Source organism: Herbidospora sp. NBRC 101105 (genome assembly GCF_030269205.1).
GTDB classification, from domain to species: domain Bacteria; phylum Actinomycetota; class Actinomycetes; order Streptosporangiales; family Streptosporangiaceae; genus Herbidospora; species Herbidospora solisilvae.
Map to the genome: position 1 here is coordinate 344655 of NZ_BSSX01000004.1, position 14259 is coordinate 358913.

Consider the following 14259-nt stretch of genomic DNA (forward strand, 5'->3'; position numbering starts at 1 on the left):
GGTCCTTTGCCGATCATGCTCACACATCCCCGTTGACGAACCTCTTACCGGAGTGAGCGTCAGGGTTTGCGCCAATCAAGGCGGGGCGGCGGCGGGCCGAGGTTGGGCGGGGGCGCCTTCTCGTCCGTTTCGGGCGGCACCACTGGCGGGGTCGCCGAGAGCGACTTGACCTCCTCCAGCGTGGTCTTCGGGAAGGTCAGGATGGCCGGGTTGGCGTCGGCGAGGCGCACCTCGCGGCCGTCGGCGGTGGCGTGGGTGACGATCACCGAGGTGGTCGGGAGCTGCTGCAGCTGGTGGGGCTCGACCAGGAACTCCCGTGACCGCTGCATGACCCCCTCGGCGACCCTCCCGGCGCTGCGGCCCCACTCGGTCGACTCGGTGATGCCCTCTTTCAGGTCGCCCTCGGCCAGGGCCTCCATCTCGGTACGCCCCTCGCCCACCGTCGAGGTGTAGGTCCCCCCGGCCCCGTTCACCACGGAGCTGACCGACTCGGTGAGCTGGGCCAGTTCGAGCCGGTGCTCGGTGCCGACGTGCTCGCTGGCGACCCGGGCGTCTTCGGCGTTGCCCAGGCGCATGAACGCGACGGCGGCATGGCCCCGGCCGAGCCGCTCCCTGACGGTCGGGGTGAGGGAACGGTAGGTGAGGACCAGCCCGGTGCGCGAGGTCTCGCAGGCGTCCATGAGCCGGTCGAGGACGTCGCCGCGTAACTTGTCGGCCCCCGCCACGATGATCGTGTGGTACCAGGGCCGTTCGCTGGCCGGCGACTGCCGCAGGATGTGGGTCAGCGCGGTGGCCACGTAGGTGCCGAGCACCCGGTTGCCGAACACTCCGGCCTGGCGGTCCATGCTGACCACCCGCAACCGCGCCGGGGGCAGCCGCACGGCGTCGGAGCCGAGGGTCTCCAGCTTGCGCAGTTGCGACTCCAGCGCCCAGGCCCGTTCGATGACGACCCGGTCGGCCACGCCGCGGCCGAAGAGGGTGCCGATGCGTTCGAGCTGGATCGCGGTGAGCCGCCCCGACTTGAGGTCTTCCCGCGGGTCGCCGACCTGGGCGAGGGCCCGCAGCGCGGCGGTGACCTGGCTGATCGTGGCGGTCTCGCCGAGCACTTCCAGGACCCGTTCGAGGATCGCGTTGTCGAACCCGATGTCGCGGCTGGTCTCCTCGCTGACGCTGACCACGTGGGCCAGCACGTCGGCGAACGCCTCGGGCTTCAGCGTCGCCCCGAGGTCGAGCTTGGGCAGGTCGGAGGGGAGCACCCAGACGAGCGGGTCGTCGCCGCCGCGTTTGGCGAGCTGGATCAGGTCTTTGGCGATCACGCCCTCGGACAGGTCGAGCACGGTGAGGTGGCCGCCGCTGTAGAGGCGGGTGGCGCCGATCAGGGTGATCAGGGCCGACCAGCCCGGGAGGGTGCCCCCGGCCACGTCGACGCGGTCGATGTCGTCGGGGACGGCGACGGCGTACCAGCTGATCTGCTTGTCGTAGATCGCCTTGCGCTCGGCCCAGTCGCGGTAGCGGGCGGCGTGCTCCTCCTGGGCGCGGACGTTCTCGCGCTCGCGCTTGGCCCGATCGCGCTCGGTCTGGGCGAGGCGTTCCTGGACCCGGAACCGGACCGCCTTGTTGCCCTGGTGGATGGCGTACGAGCAGACTCCGGCGACCCCGGCGGCGGCGATCACACCCATGCCCACGAACGGCCAGCCGATCACCCCGGCGAACCCGAGGCCGGCGACCACCACAGCGAGCCCGGCCACCACGTTGCGGAACAACTTGACCGGACGGTTCAGGAGGTCTTCCTGTAGGCGTTCGTTGCGTAACAGTTCGGGGCCCGGATCGGGCGGCAGCTCGGCGTCGTCGCGCGGCGGGCGTTTCGGAGGCGGGCCGGGGTCGGGGTGCAGCAGAAGGTACTGCCACCCCAGGTAGATGCGGTCGGCGCGCAGCTCCGCGTGCTCGGGGTGCGCGTCGGTCAACCTCGCCATGGTCGCGCCTGGCCCCTCCGTATTCGTCGTAAGGTCAAAGCGTAGGAGCTAGGCACCCCGTCAGGGCAGGGTTCTCGGCATTCGGACGGGTTTCCCACCAAAGATAGGGACGATTGCGGCGGATGGGTCACGTGTGGGCGTACTACCATCCATTGCCATGAGTCGGCGACCGGTGCTCGTGCCCGTGGTGGCGCTGCTGTCCGTGTCCGGGCTCGGGGTGACCGCCGGCACGGGCGGGCTCGACACCGAACCCGACTCGCCTCCCAAGCAGTACCAGGCCGGCGCGACGATCGATCAGAAGCTCTTCAAAACCCAGTTCGTCAAGGCGGTCGACGTTGCCGAGGGCGACCGCCACGCGGTGGAATTAGTCCTCAAGGTCACCAACGAGGGCGACACGACCGAGAGTGTCGGCGCGATGGCGACCGGCCCCAAGGTCAGCCGGCACGGACGCCTCGGCTCGACGATCCTCAAGACCACCCCGCCGCTCGGCAAGCCCGACTCCTATCCGGAGATCGGCGTGTGGAGCCACGGCGTCCGCAGCTTCCAGCTCCACCCGGGCATCACCCACACCGTCGTCATCCGCTACGACCTCCCCGAGGGCGCAGCTCCCCCCGAGAAGGTGACGATCGACGTCGGCGGCTTCGTCGAGGAGCCCGTCAGCCGCCGCGACCCGCGCGAGCTCTGGCAGGTCGAACCGGACAAGGACCTGCCGACCGGCGCCGGCGACGAGATGGCCCTCATCGAGCCCAAGGTCATCGCCCAGGTCACCCTGCCGATCCGGCCCGAGGAGGCCTGATGGCCGGCTTCCTCCGCCGATTGGGCGCGCTGACGCTCGGACTGAGCCTTGCCGCCGCGGCCGTCTACGCCCAGACCTTCGCGCTGGAGCCTGATCAGAAGAACGCCTACCTCACCACCTCGGGGACCTCCGGTGAGGAGGTCGACGCCGGCCGGTTCTCGGTGAAGGTGACCAAGACGGCCGTCGCGACCTCGGTCGACGTGGCCGACAAGACCATCGAGACGGGCAACCTGTTCCTCGTCGCGCACGTCTCCGCGACCTCCCCGGCCGAACCGCTCCAGTTCCGCCGCCACGAGGCCTGGCTGCTGACCGAGGGCGACAAGAAGTACGAGGTCACCGACAAGGTGGCCGACGATGCCATGCTCCTGGGCAAGTGGGTGCAGGCCGGCTGGTGGATCGACGCCCCGCTCGTGTTCGAGGTGCCCAAGGAGGCGCTTCCGGGGGCCGAGCTCGTGCTGATCACGCCGAACAACCCGCTGGTGGTCGACAACCTCGCCCCGGACGTGCAGATCGATCTCGGGCTGACCGGCGGCGAGTCGCCGGTCGAGCACTACTCGCTGGCCCCGGAGGGCACGTGAACCAGCAAGAGCCACCCCGCGACTGGTTTTCCCCGCCGCCGTCGCAGCCGACCGAGATCGACGACACGACCTATTCGGGACCGCTCCCGCCGATGATCCCGGCCTACATCCCGCCGCTGGCGCCGCCCAGCGACGTGCTGGTGTGGCCGCCACCGCCGCCTCCCCCGGCTCCGGAGGAGGACGACGAGGGCTTCTCGACCCAGCCCTTCCCGGCCATCGCGGCGGGCCGTCCGCTGCCGCGCCCCCAGCCGTCCTTCCAGGACCCGGAGCCCTATCCGCCGTTCCCCGACCCGCCGCCCGTCTCGGAGCAGCCGCCCCCGGCTCCCCCGGAGCCGGAGCCGAAGAAGAAGGGCTGGGGCCGGTTCTTCGCCGGGGCCGCCGGTTCGGTGGTGCTCGCCGTCGGCGCGCCCGCCGCCGCCAACTGGTCGACCTATGTGTACGCCACCGGCGAGCCCGACACCGTCCACGTCGTCCCGGCGGGCGAGACCTACGAGTTCGAGCACGTCGCCTGGCGGTCGACGATCGAGCCGATCCCCAACCCGGCGGGCGCGGCCGAGAAGCCCGGCCGCCAGTGGGTCAAGATCATGCTGACCCGCACCGCCCTCGACCGCGACGGCACGTTCCTGACCGGCGTGCCCGACGTCGAGATCCGCGACGGCTCCGGACGCAGATGGCGCACCGAGGTGCTGGAGAACGCCACCCCGCTCGACCCGTCGGACGACCAGATCGGCAGGGCGTTCCCGATCGAGATCTACGGTGTCGTGCCGACCGACGTGGCCGGCACGGCCGAGTTGTTCGTCCGGCCCAAGTCCTACCGCTCCGACACCCCGACCGAGGACCTGACCGACGACCTAAGCGCCGACCTCGACGTCCTCCGGTTCCTCCGTTAGCCGCTTGCGGGTCGCGGCCTGGTCGTAGGTGGCCGCGATCAGGCACATCGACAGGACGGTCACCAGCAGGTCCACGACGAACGAGGTGCCCACGCCGGTGACGATCCACAGGTAGGGGCCGCCGGCGGTGGCGTAGTCGAGGAGCCTGCCCAGGTAGTCGCCACCGACGTGGAGGCCCACGTAGAGCAGGGCGTACAGGCCGAAGAGGGCCGGGCCGCCCTTGGCGGTCAGGCGCAGGGAGTTGAGCAGCGGGATCCAGCGGGAGGTGAACCCGCCGGTCAGCTTGGCCAGGGTGACCTGGGTCCAGTTGTGGCTGCGCTCGACGCGGGCGCCGACGCCCTCCAGGCGGGTGCCCCTGATCGTGGTCTGGGTGTCTTCGGCGTAGGCGCCGTACACGAGGATGCCGACGGTGAGCCAGGCCAGCGGGAGCACCAGCGCGTCGAGGAGCAGCGGCCACACGTCGCCGAGCCACTCGAAGAACGGCGACTCCCGCACGTCCTCGGTGGCGTCGCTGACGCCCATGACGAGCGCCCGGTGCTCGATCCAGTCCTCACGGAGCTTGAGGGCGGCGACCGTGGCGGTCAGGCCGTAGAAGACGAAGGCCAGTTCGCCGAAGGTGGTCAGGACGCCGGTGAACCTCCCCGGCTTGTTCTCGTGGCGGCGGCCGGCGAACCACTTGATCGCGTACGCGACGACCATGGCGGCGACCGAGATCCGCACGTCGAGGCCGGTCAGGCCGTCGCCGATGGTGCTCTGCACACCCTGGAGCTGGTCGACGAACTGCCGGTCGGGGTTGAGGGTGCGGTCGATGTTCTCGAAGTCGCGCATGTCCTGGTCGACCAGGCCCCAGGTCATGTAGAGACCCGCGAACGTCAGGGCGGTGCGGTTGAGCGCCCCGAAGATCGTCTCCTGCGCCTCGTCGCCCGCACGGCGGGCCCGCGTCTCGGCCAGCGCCTCCCGGACGGTGTAGAGCATGCCGACCACGGTCGCCAGCGACACCATGACGACGAGGGTGAAGATGAACAGCACGCCCACGATGCGGAGCTGGTACCACGAGCCGTGGGACAGGTGCGCGGCGGCGTAGAGCAGCGCCCAGCGCACGAACCGGCCCAGCGAGAACCACATGATCAGCGGCAGCGCGCACGACCTGGCGATCCTGAGCGCGTCGAGGGGTAAGCGCGCGGCCTTGGCGGACGTTCCGGACATCTTGCGCATGCTAGCGGTCAAGGAGCCGGAAAGGTCAAAGATCGGCCGTCCGGGCTGGTCAACGGCGGATATGCGGGAGGCGAGGTGGGACACTCCCTGAAGTCGTAGATCGGGGAATCAGACAGTGAGCGCGGAACGGGACGCCGGTCCAGGCCGGAGCCCGGGTTTCCTGCTGTGGCGGGCGACCCTTCGATGGCAGCGGGAGATCACCACGGCGCTGAAGACGATGGGGCTGACCCACGTGCAGTTCGCCCTCCTCGTCGACCTGTGGTGGTTCGACAGTCAGGGCGTCCGCCCCAGCCAGCGCGAACTGGCCGAACACGCCACCGTCGACGTGATGATGACCAGCCAGGTGGTCAGGGTGCTGGAGGTCAAGGGCCTGCTCGGCCGCGAGGACGACCCCGCCGACATGCGCAAGAAGGTGCTCGTGATCACCGACGAGGGCCGCCGGCTGGCCGAGCGCGCCGCCGGGGTGGTGGAGAACGTCGACCGCGAGTTCTTCAAGGTCGCCGGGGAGCACAACGCGCTGATCGACGTGCTGGAACAACTGGCGGGCGTCAACTGAGAAAGCCCGGCCTCCTCATGGAGACCGGGCTTTCGCGATGCGGTTTAGACGGCCACCGCGAGCTGGGCGACCTCGCCCAGCTTGGCCTCGACCGCGACGTCCTTGGTCCGGCCGCCGCCCGCGATGATGCGGACGGTCCACGAGCCGGGGGCGGCGAAGAAGCGGAAGATGCCCTCGTCGGAGACGACGACCTCGCCGGTGAACTCACCGGAGTGGTCGAGAAGGCGGGCGTAGGCGGTGCCGGCGCCGGTGACGACGCCCTGGATCACGGCCTGCTTGGACAGGTCGATTCCGGTCGGCAGCGCCACGGTCTGCTCGGGCGCGGCGCACCCCTGCTGGATGGTCGTCATCGGGCCTCTCCCAGTTCCACGGGCACGCCCACGAGCGAGCCGTATTCGGTCCACGAACCGTCGTAGTTCTTGACGTTGGCCTGGCCGAGCAGCTCGTGCAGCACGAACCAGGTGTGCGCCGAGCGCTCCCCGATGCGGCAGTAGGCGATGGTGTCCTTGCCGAAGTCGACCCCCGCGTCGGCGTAGAGGGTCTTGAGCTCGTCGTCGGAACGGAAGGTGCCGTCGTCGTTGGCGGCCTTGCTCCACGGGATGTTGCGGGCGGTCGGGATGTGGCCCGCACGCTGCGCCTGCTCCTGCGGAAGGTGGGCCGGCGCGAGCAGCTTGCCGGTGAACTCGTCGGGCGACCGGACGTCGACCAGGTTGAGCTTGCCGATCGCGGCCACGGCCTCGTCGCGGAACGCGCGGATCGACAGGTCCTGCTCCTGGGCGGTGTAGGTGGTGGCCTCCCGGTTCGGGACGTCCTTCACCAGCTCGCGGGAGTCGAGCTCCCACTTCTTGCGACCGCCGTCGAGCAGCTTGACGTTCTCGTGGCCGTAGAGCTTGAAGTACCAGTAGGCGTAGGCGGCGAACCAGTTGTTGTTGCCGCCGTAGAGGACCACGGTGTCGTCGTTGGCGATGCCGCGCGACGAGAGCAGCGCCTCGAAACCGGCCTTGTCGACGAAGTCACGGCGGACCGGGTCCTGCAGGTCGTCACGCCAGTCGACCTTGACGGCGCCGCGGATGTGACCCTTGTCGTAAGCGCTGGCGTCCTCGTCGACCTCGACCAGGACGACGCCGGGCGTGTCGAGGTTGGCCTCGACCCAGTCGGCGTCGACCAGAGCGGCGGAGCGACTCATGAATTTCTCCCAGGTTGTAGACGGCTGATGAGCGGTGGTGATGCGGGGGAAAGGCGGCCAGCAGTGCCGCTGCTGTCGCACCCAGGGCCGGAGGGACGATTCCAGAGGCGGGAACGATGCGAATGATGCCCAGGCCCCGGGACGTACCGGGGCGGAACCAGAGTGGTGTCGGCCGCGCCAGAGCGGGGGCCACGGGGATCGACCTGCATCGCCTGATGCTCCTGATGGGTTTCGCGTGATGCGGCTTCAGACGCCGCCGGAAATCACCCTCAGGCCATGCGACAGAGAGCCGTCGCGACGCGGCAGAAGTCAACCGCCCGCCGCTTCGTCAGCATCTCTGTCGTGGGAGTCATGGGCACGACAGTACCCTTTCGTCTCGCCATCTGTCACATGCCGTCCGATTGCTGAGACCCGCTTTGAGACACGCTGTCCAGGGTCAGGGCGAGGGCCGCGATGACGTCTGCTTTCCTGGGCTGCCCTGATGCCTTTTTCACGACATTTCCAGCACTGTCGAGAACTAACACCGTTGGGGTTTTCGTAACTTCATGGGCATGTACGAGGTCCAACCGCGACTCCGCGTCGACCTCGACGTGGCGGACCCCGGGAACGATCGCGGCGACCTCGGCGAGCACCCGCCGGGTGGCCCGGCAGGGCTGGCAGAAGGCCGTCGAGAAGTGCACGAGCGTCGCCCGCTCGCCCAAGGGCGCACCCAGGTCCATACGATCGGCAACCACCGGCGGCGACCGGGAAATTCCCGGTCAGCCGACGGGGATCGTGATGAGCGCGGTGCCGTTGGCGGCCCGCAGCTCGAACCGGGCGATCTCGGCGATCGGCAGGCTCGTCGAGCCGGGGAAGGTGGCGCCGTCGGCGTCGTCGGCCTTGACCTCCCAGCTCGCCACCGACGTGCGCGGGCCCTCCCGGGAGACGGCGAAAAGCTCGGTCTTGGTGTCGACGGGCACGCCGGTCATGGTGGCGACCACCTCGGTGCCGCCCTCGCGCCCGGTCAGGTCGAGGCGCAGCGTGACCTCGCCCCGCGACCGCTCCAGCGTCATGGTCTCGGGCGCGATCTTGGTGGTCGCCGGTTCGTCGGCCTGGGCCGACTCGGCTGCCGGGCTCTCCTTGGGCTGCGGGGCCCTGGCGGCCTTCGAGGGCGTCGGCGCCGGCTGCTCGGTAGGAGCGACGCCGGTCTCGGCGGGGCCGGTGCCCGCCGAGACGTCGCGCGGGGGCTCCTCGGTCATCATCGGCTGGGCCTCGACGGCGGCGTAGCCGCTCCGGTCCTGGGCGGTGGTATCGGGAATCTGGGCCGATTCGGGGGCGCCCCCGGCGGCTGGGGCGGCTGTGGTGTCGGCGGCGCCGTCGATGAGCACCGCGCCGCCCCACCCGAGGATCGCCACGCCGGCGGCCAGGCCCAGCATCGTGCGGGTGATCCGGCCGCGCCTGCGGCGCTTGGCCGAGTCGGCCAGCAGCCGGTCGAGCACCGCCCGGGGCGGGGCCGCGGCGTGTTCGACGTCGGCGGCCGACACGCGGGCCAGCATCGGCGGCAGGCCGGAGAGCTCGGCGAGTTCGGCCGTGCACTCGTCGCAGGTGTCGAGGTGGGCCTCGACCATGGCGGTCTCCCGGGCGTCGAGGGCGCCCAGGGCGTACACCCCAAGAGAGATCTTGACGTCGTCGTGGTTCACGGCGCGAGCCCCCGCTCCTCCAGCGCCAGCTTGAGCGCGCGCAGCGCGTAGTAGGTGCGCGACTTGACGGTGCCCGGCGGGATGCCGAGCGACTCGGAGGCCTCCTTGACCGACTGGCCGCCGTAGTAGACGGCCAGCAGGACCTCACGGTGGTCGGGGCGCAGCGAGGCCAGCGCGTCGGCGATGGCCCACGACTCGACGGCCTTGTCGAGCTCGTCGTCGGCCGGGAGGATCGCCAGCGCCTCGTCGCCGGTCTCCTGCGGTCGGGACTTGCGCGCTCTGGCCTGGTCGACGACCAGGTTGCGGGCCACGGTGAACAACCAGGCCCGGACCGGGCGGTCGGCGATCGGGTTCTTCCAGGCCCGGAGGATGGTCTCCTGCACGATGTCCTCCGCCCTCCCCGGGTCACCCGTCAATCGCAGTACGTAACCGTAGAGCGGCCCGGCGTGGTCGTCGAAAAGGGCTCTCACCAGCTCTTCGTCGGCCGTCCCGGCTGCGCTCACATCCTCAGAACGCAACCGGCGGCGCTTCGGTTCACCGCGAAAGAGGGACATCGGTCGCAGTCGCGTCGACGACCAGGCCGCCCCCGGGGGCGGACCGGACCTCGTCGATCTTCAGATCGAGCGGGAGGCCCTGCACGGGCACGGTGAAGGTGATCAGGCGCTCGGCGTTGGGCACGGTGAACCCGCCCGCGATCGTCACCTTGGCCGGGGTGAGCCGCAGCACCCCGTCTTTGACCTCGATCTTCATGTCGGCGGTCACCGGCACCTGGTTGCCCAGCGCGGTCACCTCGCCGGAGACGCGGACGGTGCCGTTGCCCCCGCCGCCCTCGATCTTGATGCCGCGCGGGGCCCGCGAGTTCAAGGTCTCCTCGGAGATGGTCACCGTGCCGCTGACCCGCTCGGCGACGATCTTCGTGCCCGTGGCGTTCTGGATCAGGTCCATCAGCGGCGCCTCGACCCCATAGAGGGTCGCCTGCACGTCGCTGAGCCGGATGCCCTCACGCTGGATGTCGCCGATGTCGATGGCGATCTCCTCATAGCGTCCGCCGATCGCCTGGGTCAGGAACGGCACGCCCCTGACCTGCACGGTCGGCGGAGCGTCGAGATCGGCACTGGCCTGGACCTGCTTGGCGATCTCCCGCTGCACGCCGGCGACGGCCACGCGGTCGAGAACCACGGCCAGCACGACGAGCACGAGCAGCGCCACCACCAGCTTGCGCACCGCATCCTCCGTTGGCCGGGGGGTTTCGGATCAGCCTATCCGCCGGCAAACGGCGGCAAAACCTCAACCGTGGCACCTTCGGGCAGCTCCACGGTGTGGGGGTCGCGGGTGCCGGCCGGGTTCCCGTCGACCAGGAACGAGCACCGCGGAAGCACCCTGGCCAGCGCGTCGTTCCTTGTGATTTTGGTAACAAGCTCTCCAAGGGTTTCCGCGTCGAAAGTCTCCTCGGCGACTCCGGCCGCTTCCTTCGCCGCGGCCCAAAAGCGCACCGTTCCCGTAGCCATACGCCTCTCCAGCCCCAGATCCGCACACTCACAGTGAGCGTTTGGATACGGTGATTCTCCACGTGAAGTGCTGTTCACACGGTGGACGCACATTGGACGCAAAGTTGCTGTGGGCTAATCTACGAGCAACGGGACCTGGGCGACGTAGCCCCCGGGTCCTTACGTGTTTCTACGGCCCTGCCGTTGACGCGGATCGAAGGAGGCGAGCCTGTGATCGTGCACAGCGCGGTGCTCTCCCGGCGCGCCCGCCCGTTTGGCGAGGAGGCCTCATGAGCAATCTGCTTCTGCTGACCAACGCATTGGAACCGTCCGCCGAAGTCCTGCCGGCGCTCGGGCTGTTGCTCCACTCGGTCCGGGTCGCCCCCGCCGAGGGGACCGCTCTGCTCGACGCCCCGCCCGCCGACGCGATCCTGGTCGACGCCCGGCGTGAGCTGGTGCAGGCCAAGAGCCTGTGCCGGCTGCTGCGGACCACGGGGATCGACTGCCCGCTCATGGTCATCGTGACCGAGGGCGGCCTCGCGGCGATGACCGCCGAGTGGGGTGCGGACGACGTGATCCTCGACTCCGCCGGCCCGGCCGAGGTCGAGGCCCGCCTCCGCATGGCGATCGGCAAGCTGTCGCTGGCCGCCGCCGAGGAGGTGCCCGACGAGATCCGCAGCGGCGATCTGGCGATCGACGAGGCGACCTACACCGCGCGCCTGCGCGGCCGGGCGCTCGACCTCACGTTCAAGGAGTTCGAGCTGCTCAAATACCTGGCCCAGCACCCCGGCCGGGTGTTCACCCGGGCCCAGCTCCTCCAGGAGGTCTGGGGTTACGACTACTTCGGCGGCACCCGGACCGTCGACGTCCACGTGCGGCGCCTGCGCGCCAAGCTGGGCGCCGAATACGAGGCGCTGATCGGAACCGTCCGCAACGTCGGCTACCGCTTCGTGCCCGACCGCGGCAACGAGATGGCCCAGGAACTGGAGTCCGCCCGCCGCTGAGACATGGAAAAGCCCCCGGTCGCCATCGACCGGGGGCTTCCTGCTTCTCTCAGCCCTACGGCAGGACCGTGATGTGGTTGGCGACCGGGGGCGCCACCGGGGAGTTCGCGGTCAGGTAGTCCTCGAACGCGTCGATGTCGAGGGGGCCGCTCCACAGGTCGGTGCCCTGGGTGAAGGCCGCGAAGGCGTCACCGCCGCCGACGAGGAAGTTGTTGGCCGCGACGCGGATCGACTGCGTCGGGGTCACCGGAACACCGTCGATCTTGATGTCCGACACCTTCGAGCCCCAGGCGGCGCTGTTGCTGTAGGAGTAGGTGAGGTTCGACGACGGCTGCAGGATCTTGGTGAAGGCCTGGTTGTTCGGGCCGCCCACCCACTGCTGCTCCAGGACCAGCTTGAGCTGGGCGCCGGTCAGCGTGACGACCTGCACGAGGTTGTTGAACGGCTGGACCGCGAAGATCTCGCCGTAGGTGGTCACACCGGGGCCCTCGCCGGCGGGCGAGCTGGCGTAGGTGAGGGTGGTGCGGATGCCGCCCGGGTTCATCAGGGCGATCTCGGCGTCGCCGCCGGCCTTGGCCGATTCGAGCTGCGAGTCGGCGATCAGGTTGCCCAGCGGGGACTCGCCCGACGGACCGGCCACGTTGGTGATGTCGGCGGTGATGTCGCCGACCTTCTTGTTGGCGACGGTCGCGACGCGGGCCTTCCAGTCGTTGATGAACGTCACGGTGGCCGGGTCGGGGGTGACGGTGCGGCGCACGACGGTGTTGTCGGCGACGACCGACGAGCGCACGATGTCGCCCGTGCCCTTGTCGATCTGGAAGTCGATCTGGGTCAGCACGCGGCCGAACGACGAACCCTGCGTGTAGACGCGCTGCTGACCGGCCGGGTCGGTGGCCTTGCAGATGTAGGCCTGGTGGGAGTGGCCGCTGATGACGATGTCGATCTCGGGGTCGATGCCCTCGGCGATGCGCGAGCCGGCGCCCTTGGTGATCGGGCAGGCGTCGGGGCTCTGGTTCGGGGTGACCTGGTCGCCCTCGTGCACCAGGACGACCTGGGCCTTGATGCCCTTGACGTCGCGGAGGTAGGCGGAGGTCTCGTTGGCGGCGGCGACCTCGTCGGTGAACTCGAGGCCGGCGATGCCGGAGGCGGTCACGATCGACGGGGTGGTCTTGGTGACCAGGCCGATGAAGGCGACCTTCTCGCCGTTGATTCGTTCCACATAGTAGGGCGCGAGAGCCGGCTTGTTCTTCTTCGTGTCGATCACGTTGGCCGCGATGAACTCGAAGTCGGTGCCCTTCCACTTGCCGGCGGGCGAGCACCCGTCGACCGGGTGGCACTTGCCCTCCATGACACGCTTGAGCTCGGCGTAGCCCTCGTCGAACTCGTGGTTGCCGGCGCTGGAGGTGGCCAGCTCCAGCGAGTCGAGGAACGCGACCGTGGGCTCGTCGTGGAAGGCGGCCGACAGCAGCGGGGAGGCGCCGATCAGGTCGCCGGCCGCGACCAGGACGGTGTCGCGGTTGCGCTGCTGCTTGACGTAGGTGGCGAGGTAGGCCGCGCCGCCGACGCCGTCGACGACGGTGCCGGTCTCGTCGGCGATCCGGCCGCTGGACCCCGTCGGGGGCTCCAGGTTGCCGTGGAGGTCGTTGATCGAGAGGATCCGGACCGGAACCAGCTCGTCGTCCATCTTCTTCGCCGAGCCGCTCGCGCTGGCGCCCGCGGGCCCGATGGCGAGAGCGATGACACCCGCCGAGGCGACGGTGGCCACGGCGAGTCTCTTGAGGGATGCAGGGGTCATGGTAAGTGAGCCTAGAGTGACCACCTGGCCGACCAATGGCGCAAAGGTAACGATTCCCCTCGGCGACACCTGGCGGGATTTGCCAGTCAGGGGTACGTAGAGTGCGTTCCATGAACGCGCACGTGGAGATCAGGGAACGACTCGATGACGACACGGTTGCCGAGGTCAGGCGGCTCGTCCAGGCCGCGACCGACGCCGACGGCGTCCGCCCGCTGAACGAGCACGTCATGCTCCATCTGCGGTACGGGGGCGACCCCGGAGCCAAGACGGCGCTTTTGTATGTATCGGGCATTTTGTCAGGTTTTGCTCACGTGGACCCGACCGACACGGTCGAGGGCCCCAGCGGCGAACTCGTGATCGACCCCGCCGCCCGCCGCCGGGGCTACGGCCGCATGCTTCTGGACGCGATCCTCATGGAGACCGGCGGGCGGTTGCGCCTGTGGGCCCACGGCGACCACCCGGGCGCCGGGCGGCTGGCCGCCTCGTCCGGGTTCCAGCGGGTGCGCTCGCTCTGGCAGATGCGCCGCAGCCTGTTCGCGCCGTTCCCGGCCGCGCGGGTGCCGGAGGGCGTGCGGATCACCACGTTCGAGACCGGGCGGGACGAGAAGGAGTGGGTGGCCCTCAACGCCCGCGCGTTCGCCCACCACCCCGAACAGGGCGCGTGGACCGTCGAGGACGTGCGGCGGCGCGAACAGGAGCCCTGGTTCGACCCCGCGGGCTTCTTCCTGGCCTTCCGCGACGGAACCATGACGGGCTATCACTGGACGAAGGTCCACGGCGACGGCGGCCACGGGCACGAGCCCATCGGCGAGGTGTACGTCGTGGGGGTGGATCCGGCGGAGCAGGGGTCGGGCCTGGGGAAGGCGCTGACCCTGACGGGCCTCGCGCACCTGCGGTCGCTGGGGTTGTCGCAGGTCATGCTGTACGTGGACGAGGAGAACCGGGCGGCGATCCGGCTCTACGAGGGCCTGGGCTTCAGCCGGTGGGACGTCGACGTGATGTACGCCCCGGCCCGGTGAGCTTGCCCGTGACGGCGGGCGCCGGGAGCGCGGGCCTGGCGCCGGATGCCGGGGAGCGCCGGGGGCGGCGGGCAGTGCCTA

At 69.9% G+C, this 14259-nt stretch carries 17 protein-coding genes; 6 read left to right on the forward strand and 11 right to left on the reverse strand.

The window, feature by feature from the left end:
- Nucleotides 1-59: 59 nt before the first annotated feature.
- Nucleotides 60-1973, reverse strand: a complete 1914-nt coding sequence (locus QSK34_RS18920) for a hypothetical protein (RefSeq protein WP_285585554.1) — start codon at nt 1971-1973, stop codon at nt 60-62.
- A gap of 157 nt (nt 1974-2130) precedes the next feature.
- On the opposite strand from QSK34_RS18920, the gene QSK34_RS18925 reads away from it, so the two are divergent.
- The 3 genes from QSK34_RS18925 to QSK34_RS18935 are packed head-to-tail and all read left to right on the forward strand — an operon-like array spanning nt 2131 to nt 4237.
- Nucleotides 2131-2769, forward strand: coding sequence for a hypothetical protein (locus QSK34_RS18925; RefSeq protein WP_285585555.1), 639 nt, complete (start codon nt 2131-2133; stop codon nt 2767-2769).
- Nucleotides 2769-3347 (forward strand): DUF4352 domain-containing protein, encoded by a 579-nt coding sequence (locus QSK34_RS18930; protein ID WP_285585556.1) that lies wholly within the window; start codon nt 2769-2771, stop codon nt 3345-3347. Before QSK34_RS18925 ends, QSK34_RS18930 begins: the two co-directional genes overlap by 1 nt.
- Nucleotides 3344-4237: a hypothetical protein gene (locus QSK34_RS18935; protein ID WP_285585557.1), complete on the forward strand. Its 894-nt coding sequence runs from the start codon at nt 3344-3346 to the stop codon at nt 4235-4237. Before QSK34_RS18930 ends, QSK34_RS18935 begins: the two co-directional genes overlap by 4 nt.
- Here QSK34_RS18935 and QSK34_RS18940 read toward each other — a convergent pair.
- The gene (locus QSK34_RS18940; protein ID WP_285585558.1) at nt 4199-5443 is read right to left on the reverse strand and encodes a hypothetical protein; all 1245 of its coding nucleotides are present in this window, start codon (nt 5441-5443) and stop codon (nt 4199-4201) included. The two genes, QSK34_RS18935 and QSK34_RS18940, sit on opposite strands and share 39 nt — an antisense overlap.
- Before the next feature lie 124 nt (nt 5444-5567).
- Here QSK34_RS18940 and QSK34_RS18945 point away from each other — a divergent pair, with 124 nt between their 5' ends.
- Entirely contained in the window at nt 5568-6008 is a 441-nt protein-coding gene (locus tag QSK34_RS18945; RefSeq protein ID WP_285585559.1) for a MarR family winged helix-turn-helix transcriptional regulator, read from the forward strand.
- Nucleotides 6009-6052: 44 nt separating this feature from the next.
- Here the strand turns inward: QSK34_RS18945 and QSK34_RS18950 are convergent, their stop codons facing one another.
- The 8 genes from QSK34_RS18950 to QSK34_RS18980 form a co-directional block, all read right to left on the reverse strand.
- Nucleotides 6053-6358 (reverse strand): DUF1416 domain-containing protein, encoded by a 306-nt coding sequence (locus tag QSK34_RS18950; protein WP_202610564.1) that lies wholly within the window; start codon nt 6356-6358, stop codon nt 6053-6055.
- Nucleotides 6355-7194 (reverse strand): sulfurtransferase, encoded by an 840-nt coding sequence (locus QSK34_RS18955; protein WP_161482476.1) that lies wholly within the window; start codon nt 7192-7194, stop codon nt 6355-6357. The genes QSK34_RS18950 and QSK34_RS18955 overlap by 4 nt, the downstream gene beginning before the upstream one ends.
- A gap of 269 nt (nt 7195-7463) precedes the next feature.
- Nucleotides 7464-7577, reverse strand: coding sequence for a putative leader peptide (locus QSK34_RS37800; protein ID WP_353051402.1), 114 nt, complete (start codon nt 7575-7577; stop codon nt 7464-7466).
- Nucleotides 7578-7580: 3 nt separating this feature from the next.
- On the reverse strand, nt 7581-7895 hold the full coding sequence (locus QSK34_RS18960; protein WP_407929424.1) for a thioredoxin family protein: 315 nt from the start codon (nt 7893-7895) through the stop codon (nt 7581-7583).
- Between the two features lie 57 nt (nt 7896-7952).
- Nucleotides 7953-8873 carry an anti-sigma factor family protein gene (locus QSK34_RS18965; protein ID WP_285585560.1) on the reverse strand — a complete coding sequence of 307 codons (921 nt, stop codon included), beginning with the start codon at nt 8871-8873 and terminating at the stop codon, nt 7953-7955.
- The gene (locus QSK34_RS18970) at nt 8870-9427 is read right to left on the reverse strand and encodes a sigma-70 family RNA polymerase sigma factor (protein ID WP_081898317.1); all 558 of its coding nucleotides are present in this window, start codon (nt 9425-9427) and stop codon (nt 8870-8872) included. Before QSK34_RS18970 ends, QSK34_RS18965 begins: the two co-directional genes overlap by 4 nt.
- On the reverse strand, nt 9408-10097 hold the full coding sequence (locus QSK34_RS18975) for an LmeA family phospholipid-binding protein (protein WP_161482473.1): 690 nt from the start codon (nt 10095-10097) through the stop codon (nt 9408-9410). The genes QSK34_RS18970 and QSK34_RS18975 overlap by 20 nt, the downstream gene beginning before the upstream one ends.
- 35 nt (nt 10098-10132) lie before the next feature.
- Nucleotides 10133-10381 carry a MoaD/ThiS family protein gene (locus QSK34_RS18980; protein ID WP_062345258.1) on the reverse strand — a complete coding sequence of 83 codons (249 nt, stop codon included), beginning with the start codon at nt 10379-10381 and terminating at the stop codon, nt 10133-10135.
- A 269-nt stretch (nt 10382-10650) separates the two neighbouring features.
- On the opposite strand from QSK34_RS18980, the gene QSK34_RS18985 reads away from it, so the two are divergent.
- A complete protein-coding gene (locus QSK34_RS18985; RefSeq protein WP_161482472.1) occupies nt 10651-11364 on the forward strand; it encodes a winged helix-turn-helix transcriptional regulator in 714 nt (237 codons plus the stop codon).
- A gap of 55 nt (nt 11365-11419) precedes the next feature.
- Here the strand turns inward: QSK34_RS18985 and QSK34_RS18990 are convergent, their stop codons facing one another.
- Nucleotides 11420-13159, reverse strand: coding sequence for a bifunctional metallophosphatase/5'-nucleotidase (locus tag QSK34_RS18990; protein ID WP_285585561.1), 1740 nt, complete (start codon nt 13157-13159; stop codon nt 11420-11422).
- Nucleotides 13160-13269: 110 nt separating this feature from the next.
- On the opposite strand from QSK34_RS18990, the gene mshD reads away from it, so the two are divergent.
- A complete protein-coding gene (gene mshD, locus QSK34_RS18995; RefSeq protein WP_285585562.1) occupies nt 13270-14178 on the forward strand; it encodes a mycothiol synthase in 909 nt (302 codons plus the stop codon).
- The last annotated feature ends 81 nt before the right edge of the window (nt 14179-14259 follow it).

What these genes read in the sequence shown, in the direction of transcription:
- mshD (WP_285585562.1), top strand. Translation starts at nt 13,270, where the DNA reads ATGAACGCGCACGTGGAGATCAGGGAACGACTCGATGACGACACGGTT.
- QSK34_RS18940 (WP_285585558.1), bottom strand. Translation starts at nt 5,443, where the DNA reads ATGTCCGGAACGTCCGCCAAGGCCGCGCGCTTACCCCTCGACGCGCTC.
- QSK34_RS18950 (WP_202610564.1), bottom strand. Translation starts at nt 6,358, where the DNA reads ATGACGACCATCCAGCAGGGGTGCGCCGCGCCCGAGCAGACCGTGGCG.
- QSK34_RS18955 (WP_161482476.1), bottom strand. Translation starts at nt 7,194, where the DNA reads ATGAGTCGCTCCGCCGCTCTGGTCGACGCCGACTGGGTCGAGGCCAAC.
- QSK34_RS18980 (WP_062345258.1), bottom strand. Translation starts at nt 10,381, where the DNA reads ATGGCTACGGGAACGGTGCGCTTTTGGGCCGCGGCGAAGGAAGCGGCC.
- QSK34_RS18985 (WP_161482472.1), top strand. Translation starts at nt 10,651, where the DNA reads ATGAGCAATCTGCTTCTGCTGACCAACGCATTGGAACCGTCCGCCGAA.
- QSK34_RS18920 (WP_285585554.1), bottom strand. Translation starts at nt 1,973, where the DNA reads ATGGCGAGGTTGACCGACGCGCACCCCGAGCACGCGGAGCTGCGCGCC.
- QSK34_RS18930 (WP_285585556.1), top strand. Translation starts at nt 2,769, where the DNA reads ATGGCCGGCTTCCTCCGCCGATTGGGCGCGCTGACGCTCGGACTGAGC.
- QSK34_RS18925 (WP_285585555.1), top strand. Translation starts at nt 2,131, where the DNA reads ATGAGTCGGCGACCGGTGCTCGTGCCCGTGGTGGCGCTGCTGTCCGTG.
- QSK34_RS18990 (WP_285585561.1), bottom strand. Translation starts at nt 13,159, where the DNA reads ATGACCCCTGCATCCCTCAAGAGACTCGCCGTGGCCACCGTCGCCTCG.
- QSK34_RS37800 (WP_353051402.1), bottom strand. Translation starts at nt 7,577, where the DNA reads ATGGCGAGACGAAAGGGTACTGTCGTGCCCATGACTCCCACGACAGAG.
- QSK34_RS18970 (WP_081898317.1), bottom strand. Translation starts at nt 9,427, where the DNA reads ATGTCCCTCTTTCGCGGTGAACCGAAGCGCCGCCGGTTGCGTTCTGAG.